13 protein-coding genes are annotated in these 14,051 nt (G+C 64.5%); 5 read left to right on the top strand and 8 right to left on the bottom strand.

Going from position 1 to position 14,051, the window contains the following annotated elements; all coding sequences use genetic code 11:
- Positions 1-14: 14 nt before the first annotated feature.
- The gene (locus ACN9MY_RS22010; protein ID WP_426318611.1) at positions 15-1,007 is read left to right on the top strand and encodes a LacI family DNA-binding transcriptional regulator; all 993 of its coding nucleotides are present in this window, start codon (positions 15-17) and stop codon (positions 1,005-1,007) included.
- On the opposite strand, the gene ACN9MY_RS22005 is transcribed toward ACN9MY_RS22010, so the two are convergent.
- The 6 genes from ACN9MY_RS22005 to ompR all read right to left on the bottom strand — a co-directional run bounded on the left by ACN9MY_RS22005 (position 1,004) and on the right by ompR (position 6,007).
- Positions 1,004-1,696 carry a YciI family protein gene (locus tag ACN9MY_RS22005; protein ID WP_426336149.1) on the bottom strand — a complete coding sequence of 231 codons (693 nt, stop codon included), beginning with the start codon at positions 1,694-1,696 and terminating at the stop codon, positions 1,004-1,006. The two genes, ACN9MY_RS22010 and ACN9MY_RS22005, sit on opposite strands and share 4 nt — an antisense overlap.
- 11 nt (positions 1,697-1,707) lie before the next feature.
- Entirely contained in the window at positions 1,708-2,133 is a 426-nt protein-coding gene (locus tag ACN9MY_RS22000; RefSeq protein ID WP_130311298.1) for a YciI family protein, read from the bottom strand.
- A gap of 26 nt (positions 2,134-2,159) precedes the next feature.
- Entirely contained in the window at positions 2,160-2,639 is a 480-nt protein-coding gene (locus ACN9MY_RS21995; RefSeq protein ID WP_426318610.1) for a VOC family protein, read from the bottom strand.
- A gap of 89 nt (positions 2,640-2,728) precedes the next feature.
- Positions 2,729-3,694 (bottom strand): cysteine synthase A, encoded by a 966-nt coding sequence (locus ACN9MY_RS21990; RefSeq protein WP_426318609.1) that lies wholly within the window; start codon positions 3,692-3,694, stop codon positions 2,729-2,731.
- Between the two features lie 188 nt (positions 3,695-3,882).
- Positions 3,883-5,229, bottom strand: a complete 1,347-nt coding sequence (locus ACN9MY_RS21985) for an ATP-binding protein (protein WP_426336148.1) — start codon at positions 5,227-5,229, stop codon at positions 3,883-3,885.
- A gap of 13 nt (positions 5,230-5,242) precedes the next feature.
- Complete coding sequence (ompR, locus tag ACN9MY_RS21980; protein ID WP_426162659.1) at positions 5,243-6,007, bottom strand: two-component system response regulator OmpR; 765 nt, start codon at positions 6,005-6,007, stop codon at positions 5,243-5,245.
- A gap of 184 nt (positions 6,008-6,191) precedes the next feature.
- Here ompR and ACN9MY_RS21975 point away from each other — a divergent pair, with 184 nt between their 5' ends.
- The 3 genes from ACN9MY_RS21975 to ACN9MY_RS21965 all read left to right on the top strand — a co-directional run bounded on the left by ACN9MY_RS21975 (position 6,192) and on the right by ACN9MY_RS21965 (position 10,484).
- The gene (locus tag ACN9MY_RS21975; RefSeq protein WP_426162658.1) at positions 6,192-6,545 is read left to right on the top strand and encodes a hypothetical protein; all 354 of its coding nucleotides are present in this window, start codon (positions 6,192-6,194) and stop codon (positions 6,543-6,545) included.
- Positions 6,546-6,683: 138 nt separating this feature from the next.
- Positions 6,684-8,573 (top strand): flagellar assembly protein A, encoded by a 1,890-nt coding sequence (locus ACN9MY_RS21970; protein WP_426336147.1) that lies wholly within the window; start codon positions 6,684-6,686, stop codon positions 8,571-8,573.
- Positions 8,574-8,591: 18 nt separating this feature from the next.
- Positions 8,592-10,484, top strand: coding sequence for a flagellar assembly protein A (locus ACN9MY_RS21965; RefSeq protein WP_426336146.1), 1,893 nt, complete (start codon positions 8,592-8,594; stop codon positions 10,482-10,484).
- On the opposite strand, the gene ACN9MY_RS21960 is transcribed toward ACN9MY_RS21965, so the two are convergent.
- Positions 10,481-11,506 (bottom strand): HDOD domain-containing protein, encoded by a 1,026-nt coding sequence (locus ACN9MY_RS21960; protein ID WP_426162655.1) that lies wholly within the window; start codon positions 11,504-11,506, stop codon positions 10,481-10,483. The genes ACN9MY_RS21965 and ACN9MY_RS21960 overlap by 4 nt on opposite strands.
- 127 nt (positions 11,507-11,633) lie before the next feature.
- Between ACN9MY_RS21960 and ACN9MY_RS21955 the strand changes: the two genes are divergently transcribed.
- Positions 11,634-12,104: a chemotaxis protein CheW gene (locus ACN9MY_RS21955; RefSeq protein WP_426162653.1), complete on the top strand. Its 471-nt coding sequence runs from the start codon at positions 11,634-11,636 to the stop codon at positions 12,102-12,104.
- Here ACN9MY_RS21955 and ACN9MY_RS21950 read toward each other — a convergent pair.
- Complete coding sequence (locus tag ACN9MY_RS21950) at positions 12,074-14,029, bottom strand: ATP-binding cassette domain-containing protein (RefSeq protein WP_426336145.1); 1,956 nt, start codon at positions 14,027-14,029, stop codon at positions 12,074-12,076. The two genes, ACN9MY_RS21955 and ACN9MY_RS21950, sit on opposite strands and share 31 nt — an antisense overlap.
- Positions 14,030-14,051: the final 22 nt, after the last annotated feature.

Raw genomic sequence — 14,051 nt, 5'->3', positions numbered from 1 at the left:
TAATGTACCGGCCGATGAAGAAGAACGTAGCGACAATCCGTGATGTGGCAGCCGCCGCGGGGGTATCCACGGCCACGGTTTCCAAGTTCGTCAACGGCGCGCAGCGCTTTTCGCCGGCGGTCGAAGCCCGGCTGGCCAGCGTCATCGAGGAACTGGGCTACCGCTCCAATCCGATGGCGCAGTCGATGATTACCGGGCGCACCAGGACCATCGGCCTGTCGATCCTGGATATTACGAACCCTCACTACGCCAGCGTGGTAAAAGGCGCCAACCGCGTGGCCCAGTCCCACGGCTACACCGTGCTGCTGGTCGATACCGAAGAAACCCCGGAGCGCGAGCGTCAACTGCTGGAAGCCCTGAGCCGGCGCGTGGACGGCATGATCGTCTATTCCCGCACGCCGGAGGAGGAACTGGACTGGCTGCTGGCGCTGGACCGTCCATCGGTATTTTTCGGCCGGCCGGACTATATCAAGCTGCCTTCCGTGGCCAGCGACGACCAGCTTGGCGCCTTCATGGTCACGCGTCACCTGCTGGCGCAAGGCCACAAGCGGGTAGCTTACATGGGTTACGCCAATTCGCGCCGCGACCGCGAGCGCATGGCCGGCGTGCGCGAGGCACTGGCGGCGCAAGGACTGGATCTGAGCGTATTCGAAGCCGAAGCTCCAGCGTCGTCAGCGGGCGAGAAACTGAGCTCATCGATCATGTTGGGCAGGCAGCCGCCCGACGCGCTGGTCTGCTTCAACGACCTGCTGGCGCTGGGTTTCATGAAAGCCGCCCAGGCGCTGGGCTTCCGCGTCCCGGGAGACGTTTCCGTGGTCGGCTTCGACAATATCCAGTTCGGGAGTTTCGCTTCGCCGGCCCTCACCAGCGTGGACCTGAACAGCGAACAGATGGGCGCGGCGGCCATGGAGAAACTCCTGGCCTCCATCGAAGGCCAGGAAGTCGAGCCGCTGACGGTGGTCAACGCGCAACTCGTGCTGCGCGCCTCCACCGCCACTCGGGATTAGATCGCAACCTTGCGCAGTTCCACTTCCATATCGCCGGGGTTAGGGTAGGGGTAGGACTTGACCCAGGCGATGACATCATCGCGCGAAGCCGCATCCACCGCCCAATAACCGGCGATCAGTTCCTTCACCTCGGCAAACGGGCCGTCGGTGATGAAGGGTTTGCCGCCGCTGAACTTGACGTGCGCACCGCGTGCGGTGGACTTCAAGCCTTCGCCAGACAGTGCAACACCGGCGGCGATGCCGGCATTGTTGGCGCGGTTCATGATGTCGATCACTGCCGCCGGCGGTTCGAAATCCTGCTCCGCCACGGCATCGGAACGCAACAGGATGGCCCAGGCGGTATGCTTGGGCGCCGCGCCGGTGTCGAAGCCTACGCAGCCGCCGGGGCAACCGGCTTCGCGCACTTCGACCACGGCGCTGCCTTCCGCGTCCGCCGATGGCCAGCGCGCAGCCAGTTCGCTGGCGGCGCGGCGGTCTTCGGCCTCGATGAAGGTGAAGCCGGCCACGCTCACATCTTCGAACGGGCCTTCTTCGTACAGCCACTGGCCGTCGCGGCGGCGCATGCGCAGGCCGCCGTCGGCGCTGGAACGCAGCCATTTGGCACCCGGTACGGCCTGCACCAGTTCAGCGGATGGGAAGTTGTCCGATTCCGAGGTGGCGTCGGCCTTCCGAATTACCATGTACTGCATTGAAGTCTCCTTTAAACGGGCGCTGCGATCTTGCTGGCGATGCGCGCCTCCTGCTCACGCAGTTCGGGCGTGAATTCGGCGCCGAAATCCTCGGCCTCGAACACTTGGCGGATTTCGATATCTGAGTCGGTCTCCATCGGATTGGGGCAGCGCTTGACCCATTCGATGGCTTCAGCCAGCGACTTTACCTGAATCAGCCAGAAGCCGGCAATCAGCTCCTTGGTTTCCGAGAAGGGGCCGTCGATGACCGTGCGCTTGCTGCCCGAGAAATGCACGCGGGCGCCGCGCGAACTGGGGTGCAGGCCTTCGCCGGCCAGCAGTACGCCGGCGTTCACCAGTTCCTCGTTGAACTTGCCCATGGCTGCGAGCAGTTCGGTTTTCGGCATCTTGCCGGCTTCGGAATCAGGGGTTGCTTTGACGATGAGCATGAATCGCATGGTGTCCTCTCGATTGAATTTAAAAATCAGCCCTTGCACTCAGGCGAGTTCTTCATCATTTCCTTCATCCCTTCTTCCATCTGCGCGGGAGTCAGGTCGCGTTTGTGGGTGGCGATCGACCAGGAGTGGCCGAATGGGTCCACCAGCACGCCGTAGCGGTCGCCCCAGAACATGTCGGCAGGGGGCATCTTGGCAGTGGCGCCGGCGTCGATTGCACGCTTGTAGGCGGCGTCCACGTCTTCCACATAAATATGCAGGGTTACCGGCGTGCCCTTGTAGTGTTTCGGGCCGAAGCAGCCGGCGTCAGGGAAATCGTCGACCAGCATGATGTTCGAATCGCCGATGCTGATCTGGGCGTGCATGATCTTGCCGCCAGGGCCGGGCATGCGGGAATTTTCTACCGCGTTGAAGGCTTTTTTGTAGAAAGCAATGGCATCGGCAGCGCCTTCGCAGACCAGGTGCGGGGTAACAGTGCGCATGCCTTCTGGAATTGGTTTGACAGTCATGGTGAATCTCCATTCGTTGTTTGGGAACTGGACACCGTTTGCGGCCTCCATATTCCCACGACGAACGGCGATGCGCCAGATCGACACGATTACAAAAGATTTTTTTCAGCCAGCCATTCCGGGTTGAACAGGCGGGCCGCGTAAGTGGCGCCGCGGTCGCACAGCAGGGTGACTATCGTGTGGCCGGGCCCCATCTGTTTTGCCAGCTCAACCGCGGCGGCCACGTTGATGCCGCTCGAGCCGCCGACGTACAGGCCTTCCTCGCGCAACAGGCGGTAGACCATCTGCACGCACGCCTTGTCGTCGATGCGGATGGCGTCGTCGATCGGTGTGCCTTGCAGGTTTGCGGTGACCCGGCTGTTGCCGATGCCTTCCGAAATCGAATTGCCCTCGCTCTTCAGTTCGCCGTGCTTGATCCAGTTGTAGAGCGCGCTGCCGTAGGGATCGGCCAGCACGATTTTTATGTTCGGCTGCTGCTCCTTCAGGTAGCGGGCGACGCCGGCCAGGGTGCCGCCAGTGCCGGTAGCGCAGGTGAAAGCGTCGATGCGGCCATGCGCGTCGTGCCAGATTTCTGGGCCGGTTGTTGCGTAGTGTGCCTGGCGGTTGGCGAGATTGTCGAACTGCTGGGCCCAGATGGCGTTGGGCAATTCCTGTGCGAGGCGGCCGGCGACTTTCTGGTAATTGTTGTCGTCGGCGTAGGGGACGGCTTTGACGGGGCGCACTTCGGCGCCAAGGGTGCGCAGGATGGCGAATTTTTCCTCGGACTGGGTTTCGGGGATGACGATCACGCATTTGTAGCCGCGTGCGGAGCACAGGTGGGCCAGGCCGATGCCGGTGTTGCCGGCGGTGCCTTCGACGACGGTGCCGCCGGGTTTCAGGCGGCCGGAGCGCTCGGCGTCGAGGATGATGGCGAGGGCGGCGCGGTCTTTGACGGAGCCGCCGGGGTTCATGAACTCGGCTTTGGCCAGGATTTCGCAGCCGGTCTCGGCCGAGAGACGGGCGAGGCGGATCAGGGGAGTATGGCCGATGGCGTCGGCGAAGCCTTGGCGGAGCATGACTTCAATTTAGCCCAAAACCGGTAATTCGGGGTCAGACCCGTAGGGTCAGACCCCCAACGGTCTTGCGTCTTGCTGTTGGGTCGAGGCTGTTGACTTTCGTCGAAGATCAAGTGCGCACAACCGAAACCAGCGGCAGATGAGCAGACTGGGTCTGACCCTGCGGGTCAGACCCAGGTTTACCGGTTTTAAAGCGCCCGCAAAGAAATAGTGAACTTCAACCCGCCCCCCTCACGATTGGACACCTCCAGCTCCGCCTCATGCCGCGACAGCACCCGGTCCACAATCGCCAGCCCCAGCCCGGCCCCGTTGGCCTGCCCGCGCGCCGTATCCAGCCGCGTAAACGGCTTGAGCAACTGCGCAATCTGCCCCTCCGGCACACCCACGCCGTGGTCCTGCACCTCGACAACAACGCGCTTGGCCGTATGCACTCCCCGCACCGAGCACTTGATATCAATCTCGGTCACATCCGAATCGAGCGTCTTGCCATAGCGCCGGGCATTCTCGACCAGGTTGGCAATCACCCGCTTCAGGTCAGTTGCATTGCCCAGCACATGCGCATGCTCCGGCAGCTCAGCCGTAACCTTCACATCCGGATGACGTCCAGCCTCATGCGCGCAATCGCTCAGCAGCGCCACCATGTCCACATTGATAAAGCTGGACGCCTCGGTCGGCTTGGCGTAATCGAGGAACTGGGCAATGATGGCATCCATCTGCGCAATATCCGATTGCATGCCCTCGCGCGCCTCCTGCGACAGCTTGGCCATTTCCACCTCGAGCTGCATGCGCGCCAGCGGCGTGCGCAAGTCGTGTGAAATGCCGGCCAGGATCACAGCGCGGTCGGATTCGACCTGCTGCAAGTCATCCACCATCTGGTTGAAGCTGCGGTTGGCCTGGCGTACCTCCTGCGGCCCGACTTCCGGCAGCGGGTCCGGATGGCGGCCCTGGGCAATCTCGCGCGCGGCGGCGGTCAGCCGTTTCAGCGGCAGGTTGATCAGGCTGGAAATCAGCGCTGCGCCAAGCAGCGACACCAGCGCCACCACGCCGGCCCAGCCCAGCCATTCGACCGGCCCCTGCAGGCGCTCGCGCTCCAGCATCAGCCAGTAGCGGTCATCGGCGATCTTGAAGCTGACCCAGTAGCCGGGCACACCGTTCACTTCGGAGGAAAAACGGGTATCGGCACCGAGCTTGGCGCGCACCAGGGTCTGGATGTCGGCCATCAGCCCCGAACTTGGCGGCGGCGCCACCTCGTCGTCGTCCTCCATGGTGAATACGCGGATGCCTTCGTTCGACACCAGTTCGAACAACAGTTCGCGCCGCAAGTCGGTGGCGGAGTGGGTGAGGGCGGCGCGGGTGATGGTCACCACCGACACCACCTGGGCGGCAGTCTGCTGTGCCAGCGGTTCGCGCTGGACGTAGTTGACCATGCCGAACCAGGCCGACATGGAGAGCGTGGTCAACACGCTCAGCAAGAGGAACGTGCGCCAGAACAGGCCGCTGGTCAGCGACGCCGGGCGTGGCAGGCGGAATTTCATCGACAGCCCAAAATCAGCGCGGCTGGCCCTCGGGGATGAAGACGTAGCCCAGGCCCCACACCGTCTGGATGTACAGAGGGCTGGACGGGTCCGGCTCGATCAGCTTGCGCAGGCGGGAAATCTGCACGTCCAGGCTGCGGTCGAACACTTCGTACTCGCGGCCGCGCGCCAGCTCCATCAGCTTCTCGCGCGACAGCGGCTGCCGCGCATGGCGCGCAAACACTTTCAGCACCGAGAACTCGCCGGTGGTCAGCGGCACGGTTTCGCCATTTTTCTTGAGCGTGCGCGTGCCCAGGTCCAGCACGAACTGGCCGAACTCGAAGGTTTGCGGATGCTCGGAAGGCGCGCCCGGGATTTCGTCGGGCTGCTTGCGGCGCAGCACGGCGCCGATGCGGGCCACCAGCTCGCGCGGGTTGAATGGCTTGGGCAGGTAATCGTCGGCGCCCATTTCCAGGCCCACGATGCGGTCCACGTCTTCGCCCTTGGCAGTGAGCATGATGATCGGGGTCTGGTCGCCGGCGCCGCGCAGGCGGCGGCAGATCGACAGGCCGTCTTCGCCGGGCAGCATCAGGTCCAGCACCAGCAGGTCGTAGCGCTCGCGCAGCCACAGCTTGTTCATGGCAGTAGCGTTTTCGGCGGTGACGACGTTGAAGCCCTGCTCGGTCAGGTAGCGGCGCAGCAGGTCGCGCAGGCGGACGTCATCGTCCACCACCATGATCTTGGCCTGGTGGCCTTGCGCGCCGCCTGGTGCGGCAGGAGGGTTAGTGGTGGTATTCATAAGGATGTTGATCTTGTTGAATTGTCAGATGCATGTCGCTATGGTAACGTCATATTGATGGCCGGTGCCATACCGGTGAAAACTCATTACATTTTCTTACAAACTTTACCGGGTCGCTCTTACTATGGGAAGTTGGAGCGCATACACTGCGGGCATGGATACGGCAAGTACGACGAGGACTGCGATGAAACTTGGTGCGAAAACGGGATTGGGCAAAGCGGCTTTGGCGCTGTGCGCCGGCCTGTGCTGCACCGTGATGGCCAGCGCGCAAGCGCAGTCCGACCAGCGCAACCGCCAGCAAGAACGCCGCGAAGCGCCGCGCGACTTCCGCGACAATCGCATGAACGACGCCCGCGAAGTGCGCTATCCACGCCAGTATGAGGGGCGCATGGACGATGCGCCGCGCATGGTGGACGACCGGGACAACGCAGACTCGCGCCGGATGGGGGGGCGCATGACCCCCGACGAGCGCCGTGACCTGCGCCGCCAGATCAATGAAGCGGGCCAGCAAGTGTACTCCCTGCCGCGCAGGCGGTGATTTTGTGACGTTTACGTAACGTTAAGAAAACTTTCGGCTCCGAAAACCTCCGGCATTTAATGTTTTGCGTGTAATATTGATTGCCCGCAAGACAACGCGCCCCGGCGCGCCCAACAATAGGGCACTGGAGGAGGAGCTTTGTCCCATATTGCACAACAGGAGAGCGCCGGCAGCTTGCCGGCCGGCGTGGTCCAGCGGCCCGATGGGGTCTACCTGGACCTGCGCCTGCTCGCGCCTGAACTGAGCGCCGCGGTCGATGTGCTGTACCGCAGCGGTTATGTGCTGCAGGGGCTGGACTATCCGGTGCTGGCGCGCGCCCTGTACGGCGTGGGACCGGAGCTGGCGCCCAGTCCCGAACTGCTGGTGCGCGTGGCCGATCGTCTGGCGCCATTCCCGGCCGAGCGCAAGCCGCTGTACCGCAACGTCAGGATTCGCGACGGCGAAGCGGAATACTTCTTTGAACCGATCTACCTGCCGGCCGAGGAGCTGTCGGACGGCACCCTGCTGCCGGAACGCCAGGCCCACCTCGATTTCGACGAATTCGTGGCCGACATGTGGCTGAAGAACGTGCGCTTCGGCATCCAGGTGGCAGCCGTGCGCGCCGCGCTGGCGGCGCCGAAAGGCGAACGGGTGGCCGCGGCGCTCGACCTGGAACCGACGCCTGCACAGGATGCGCGCGTGGTGGAAGTGGCGTCCGAACTGCACCGCAGCGACGCGCCGCGCCAGCGCGCCGACGGCACGGTCGACCTGACCAGCTTCCAGAACCGTTTCCCCCAGATCAAGCAAGGCATGCGCCTGCTGCAAAAGCTGCCCGGCGTGCCGGGCGAGCCGGGCCGCAATATCGCTGGCCAGCCGCTGGCCGCGCTGGCGCCGAACGACGTGGACTTCAGCCGCTATGCCGGCGAGGGCACGGTCATCGCGCGCGAAGCCGATGGCGAATTCCTGGTGGCGGCACGCGAAGGCTTCCTGAATGTGGACCCGAAAAGCGGGCAGGTGGCGCTGAGCGACAAGATTATCAGCCGCGAGGGCGTGTCCGGCCGTACCACCGGCAACTTGGAACTGATGGGCGCATTCGAAGAATTCGGCGACGTGCAGGAACTGCGCGACGTGAACGGCAGCGACATCACCGTGCACGGCGACGTGTTCGGCAATATCAATTCCAGCGGCGGCACCATCGTCCTGGGCCGCAACCTGGTGGGCGGCCGGGCCATCAACGCCAGGGGCGATATCCGCATTGAAGGCGTGGCCTCCGGTTCCACCATCCAGACAGCCAGCGGCACGATTACTATCACCGGCCGCGCCGAAAGCTGCGTCATCAGCGCGCCCAGGGTGGTGATCGCGGAAGCGTCCAACTGCGAAATCCTTGCCGACGAAGTGACCATTGAACTGGCCATCGGCTGCGCCGTTGCCGGGCGCAGCGTGCTGGTTGAAAGCGCCGGCCCGCGCAAGAACAGCGAAATGCTGGTCTACGTAGTGGTGAAAGACGTCGCCGGCCACGACGCCGAGCTGGAAACCCTGCAAAAACAGGTCGCCGTGCATGAGGCGGAAATCGCCGCCTGGCGCGCCGAGCATGACCGCCTGAATGCCATGGCCGAGGTGCGCAGCTACCTGACGCTGGCAGAAAAGCTGCGCAAGGGCGAGATCCACCTGACGCCGGCCCAGGTGCCGAACCTTAAAAAAGTGGCGGGCGCGGTGGCGCCGCACATCAAGCAAATCGGCCAGCTGCTGCAGTCGATCAAGGTGGCCGAAGAGTCGATCGGCGGCGCGCGCGCCCGGCGCGACGAACTGGAAGCGCTGAAGCGCGATGCCGCCGCCCGTTCCTCGGTGCGCATCACCATGGTCGACGGCGAAGTGCTGGTGCGTACCTTGCCGCTGGGCGAGGCGATGGCGGCCAATTTCATGGCCGCCGCCAAGGATTACAAGGCCATGCTGCGCGGGCCCCGGCTCGATAGCCAGGCCATTTTCGCCGGCTCCAGCGGCAGCGTGAACTGGCATGGCGCTGCCCAGGCCGAGGCGAGCGTAGCGTAGTGGGCCGATAGCCGTACAATGGCGCAAGAAGACTACCCGGGAGACATGGTGCCTGCAGACGCTGCATCGGCCGCCGCGGCGGCCGGCGATCTGCCATCGTCGCTGGTCCAGCGCGCCGATGGCGTGTATTTCAAGGCCGAAGCCCCAGCGGCTTTGCTGCAGGCGGCTGCCAACCAGGTTTTCCTGTCCGGCGCCTGTTTCCGCGGGCTTGATTACGGCGTCTTCGTCCGCGCCCTGTACGGCGTCGGTCACGAACTGCCGGAAGGCATGGCCGGCCAGCCCCTGTGGCGCTTTGCCGACGATATCGTGCCATTCCCCGGCGGGCGGCGCGACCTGTACAAGTCGGTACGCATCGTCGGCGGCGAGGCTGAATATTATTTCGAACCCGTGTTCGTGGAAGCCGAAGGCGAGGCGCCGCTGCCGGCCCACCTCGACTTCGGCGAATTCGTGGCCGATATGTGGACCAAGGGTATCCGCTTCGGCATCGATGCGCCGGTGGTGCGCGAAGCCATTGCCAGCGGCAAGGTGGCGCGCCTGATCGTGGCGCGCAAGCTGCCGCCGGTGCCGGGGCGCGATGCCGCCATCGTGGAAGTATCGGAAAGCATCCACCGCTCCAATGCTCCGCGCCTGCTGGCCAATGGCCGCTTCGACTTGCACAGCTTCCAGAACCGCTTCCCGCAAGTAAAGGCCCAGGTGCGGCTGCTGCGTCGCGAGCCGCCGCAGGCCGGCACGCGCGGTTTCGAATTGTCCGGCATCGTGCTGGACCCGCCACCGCCGCGCGACCTGGAACTGGCCGCGGTGGCCGGGGAAGGGACGGTGGTCGAGCACCACGATGGCGTCGACTACCTGGTCTCCTCGCGCGAAGGCTTCATCAACGTCGACAGCAAAAGCAAGCGCATCTCCATCGGCCCCAAGATCGTCAGCCGCGAAGGCGTGTCCGCGCGCACGACGGGCAACCTGAAGCTCGATGGCGATTACGAGGAGTTCGGCGAAGTGCAGGAACAGCGCACGGTGGAAGGCGGCAATATCACCGTGCATGCCGACGTCTTCGGCAATATCGTCTCGCGCGGCGGCACGATTGCGCTGCAAAAGAACCTGATGGGCGGCAGCGCCACCAACGCCGACGGCAATATCCGCGTATCCGGCGTCGCTTCCGGTGCGCTGCTGCAGTCCAAAAATGGCGAGGTGGTGCTGGGCAAGGCGCAGAATTGTGTGATTACCGGTTCGCGCGTGATCATCACCGAGGCTTACAACTGCGAGATCATGGCCGATGAGGTGTTGATCAAGCTGGCCGCCGGCTGCGCCATTGCCGCGCGCCGCATCGAGATCGACAGCGCCGGGCCGCGCAAGCAGGCCGAGATGCAGCTGCACGTCATGGTGCCGGACACCAGCAAGTACGACGACAAGCTGGCCGAATGCGCCGCCCGCGCGGAAAGGCAGGAGCAGCAGGCGCAGCGCTGCAAGGAGCAGATGGACGCCATCACTGCCGACCAGGAGGTGCGCAACTACCTGCAACTGGCGAGCAAGGTGCGCAAGCAGGAAGTCACGCTGAACCAGGAGCAGCTCGTGCTGTTCCAGAAGATGGCGCTGAAGGTCGGCCCCTCGCTGAAGATGGTGGCGCGCTTGCAGGTGGCGATGAAGGAAGCCCAGGCCGCCCAGCAGAAGGAGCAGGAGCTGGGCGAGCATGTGTACCGGCAGAAGCTGCTGGTCGTCGGCGGCGCGCGCTGCACGGTGCGGCAAGTGGCGGGCGACATGGTGGTGCGCAAGCTGGTATTCAATCCCGACCTGGGGCCGGCCTACCTGCTGCCGCCAAAGGAAGTCAAGCTGCGCGTGCGGGCCGCGCTGGGCACGCAGCAGCCGCTCTTCATCGGCAGCGGCGGCCAGTTCGACTGGAGCGGCAGCGCGGCTTAAATCGCCGCGTAGCAGGGCATGGCGCCCAGCGGCAGGTCGTGGAACAGGTTGTGTTCCGTATCGTTGATCTCGCGGTTGGCCTGCAGCACGCGGATCTTTGACAGGTAGTCGCCCACCGCCAGCACGCGCGCCATCGGCGTGCGCGGCTCGCCCTTGCGCATGGCCTGCTGTTCGCGTATCGCCTGGGTAATCGACGGCGGGAAATTCCATGCCTCCGATATCCCGGCCGAAATGGCGAGTGCCTCGTGGGCAAGTCGGGCGCGGAACGTGGCCGATCCCAGCTCGCCCGGCCCGGCTCCGGCGCTGTCCAGTACCGGCAAGGCAGTCAGCAAGCCGGAATTGATCACCAGCCCCGCCAGGAAAGCCTCGAACGGGTCGACGCCGAATTCCGGGGCCAGCATGCGGCAGGCCACGGCGCTTTTCTCGGACTGCTCCCAGATGCGCGGCGCCAGCAGCTTGGTGTAGTGCCCGGAATTCAAATCGATGATGGGGCGGAAGGCGACGCTGGTGATCAACTGGCGCAAGCCTTCCTGGCCAACCACGATCACGGCGTGTTCGACGCTGTTGATGGTGGTGGCTTCGCCGCTGTTCTGGATGGCGGCATTTGCCAGCCGCAGCACCGATCCCACCAGCACCAGGTCGTTGGAAATCTTGCGCGCGATATCGGCGCCGGCGAAATTCTCGCTGCGCAGGCTTTGCAGCAGTTGCGGGATCACGCCCGGCATGCGGCGCAGCATGTCAGCCGCATTGTGGCCCGATTGCGCGGCCAGGATCAATTCGTGCAGCACGCGGCCTTCGGGCGCGGTGGTATCAAGCGAATCGTCCTTGCGCAGGCCAAACAGCCAGCGCTGGAAGGTGGAGTTGACCAGGTCCTTCTGTTCGAAATCGGGGCCGCCTTCAAGGGCCGGCGAGAGCACGGGGACCGGCGCCGGTGTGGGCGCGGGCTGCGCCGGCGCGGCAGGGGCGGCCGCTGGCGGCCGGCTTTCAGGTTTGGCGAGCAGTCGCTTCAGCCATTGGAACATGGACGCTTTCCCAGCAATTGTTATGAAAGCATTGTAGCCCAGGCCGCAATCTTTGAGGATGGTCAAACTGCTTGCTGTTGCGTAACGGTACGATGGAACAGCGTATCACCGGAATCAGAGGAGCAATATGGAAGCCGACCTGCGACAGTACCTGACGTTCCGCCTGGGCGGCCTTGAATACGCGCTGGACTACCGCCGCGTGCAGGAGTTGCGTCCATTGAGTGCGCTCGAGCGTATTGCATCGGGCGGAGAAATCGTTGAAGGCGTGGCGTTGTCGCGCGGCGTCATCATGCCCATTGTGGACATGCGCGTGGCGTTCGGCCCCCGGCCGCCGGTGCACGATCCGCGCACGGACGTGATCATCCTGCAGCTTTCGACTTGTGTGATGGGAATGGTGACCGATGGCGTGACCGACCTGGTGTCGTTGCCCGCCAGCGCGGTCCACCCCCTGCCGCATGTGGGCGAGGAGGTGGATTACCTGCTGGGGATGGGACAGCTCGGCGAACGCCGGCTGATCATGCTCGATATCGACCGCCTGATGGCGGTGCGCGGGGCGGCGCGTCCGCGTCAGGCGGCCAGCGCTTCCAGCTGCTCCTGAAGCTCGAGCCACTCGCCTTCGAGCTGTTCGAGTTCCTTGCTGCATTCGACCTGGTCGGCCAGCAGGGTTTTCAGTCTGGGCTTGTTTTCAGCATCGTAGATGGCGGGATCGGCCAGGGCGGCGTCGATCGCGGCTTTCTGTTCGCTGCGCTGGGCCATCGCGGCCTCCACCTTCTTCAGGCGGTTCTCCAGCGGCTTGCGCTGGGCCGACAGGCGCTGGCGCTGCTCGGCTTCCAGGCGTTTCTGTTCCTTGCGGTCGACCGTGGAAGCTTCGGCTGCGGCTGGCTGGCCGGCAGCCGGCGCGGCGCTGGCGGCAGCGGCAGGCTTGGCCAGCTTGGTTTGCAGCAGCCAGTCCTTGTATTCATCGAGGTCGCCGTCGAATTCGCGCAGGCGGCCGTTCTCGACGATGATGAATTGCTCGGTGGTGGCGCGCAGCAGGTGGCGGTCGTGGGAAACGACCAGCAGCGTGCCTTCGAACTGCGCCAGCGCATCGGTCAGCGCTTCGCGGGTTTCCAGGTCCAGGTGGTTGGTCGGTTCGTCCAGCAGCAGCAGGTTGGGGCGCTGCCATACGATCAGGGCCAGCGCCAGGCGCGCCTTCTCGCCGCCGGAAAACGGCGCGATCTTGCTGGTCACCATATCGCCCGGGAAGTTGAAGCTGCCCAGGAAGTTGCGCAGTTCCTGCTCGCGCACGGTCGGCGCCATCTTCTGCAAATGCCACAGGGGCGACTCGTCGTGACGCAGCATCTCCACCTGGTGCTGGGCGAAGTAGCCGATCACCAGGCCCTTGCCGGTGGTGGCGGTGCCCGTCAGCGGGTCGATGTCGCCGGCAATGGTCTTGATCAGGGTCGATTTGCCGGCGCCGTTCACGCCCAGCAGGCCAATGCGCTGGCCCTGTACCAGCGAGAACGTCACGCTGCGCACGATGGTCTTGTCGCCTTGCTCGGTGTGGTAGCCGCAGTCGACGTCTTCCATGACCAGCAGCGGGTTCGGCGCGCTGACCGGGTCGCGGAATTCGAAGCTGAATTCGGCAGCGGCGCGCAGCGGCGCCAGTTCTTCCATCTTCGCCAGCTGCTTCATGCGGCTTTGCGCCTGGCGCGCTTTGGTGGCCTTGGCCTTGAAGCGGTCGATGAACGATTGCAGGTGGGCGCGGGCGCGCTGCTGCTTCTCGATGGCGGAAGCCTGCAGCACCAGCTGCGCGGCGCGCTGGCGCTCGAAGCCGGAGTAGTTGCCCGAGTAGCGTTTCAGCTTGCGATCGTCAATGTGGACGATCACGTTCACGATCTCGTCGAGGAAATCGCGGTCGTGGGAGATGATGATCAGGGTGCCTGGGTAGCGCTTCAGCCAGTCTTCCAGCCAGATGATCGCGTCCAGGTCCAGGTGGTTGGTCGGTTCGTCCAGCAGCAGCAGGTCGGAAGGGCACATCAGCGCCTGCGCCAGGTTCAGGCGCATGCGCCAGCCGCCCGAAAAGCTCGCCACCGGCTGCTGCATCTGCTCCAGCGAAAAGCCCAGGCCAAGCAGCAGTTGCTCGGCGCGCGACTGCACGGTGTAGGCGTCGGCGTCGGCCAGTTCGGTGTGGACGTGGGCGATCTCGATGCCGTGCTCCGGCGTGTCGGGCAGGGCTTCCAGGCGCGCCAGTTCGGCCTGCAGTTGGCGCAGGTGGGCGTCGCCGTCGATGGCGTAGTCGATGGCGGTACGCGGCAGGGCAGGGGTCTCCTGCGCCACGTAGGCCATGCGCCAGCTTTTCGGGAAGTCGATGTCGCCCAGGTCCGGGTGCAGCTCGTTGCGCAGCATGGCGAACAGGCTGGATTTGCCGGCGCCATTGGCGCCGATCAGGCCGATCTTGTCGCCTGGATTGAGGGTCAGGTCGGCGGATTCCAGCAGCGGCTTCAGGCCGCGCATTAGGCTGACGTTGGTGAAGCGGATCATTTTCTTGGTCGTTCTAGTTAAA

The sequence above is a fragment of the Pseudoduganella sp. R-31 genome, assembly GCF_049913235.1.
Lineage (GTDB): Bacteria > Pseudomonadota > Gammaproteobacteria > Burkholderiales > Burkholderiaceae_D > Rugamonas.
Note: the sequence above shows the minus strand (reverse complement) of the source record. Positions and strands in the feature narration are given on the sequence as shown.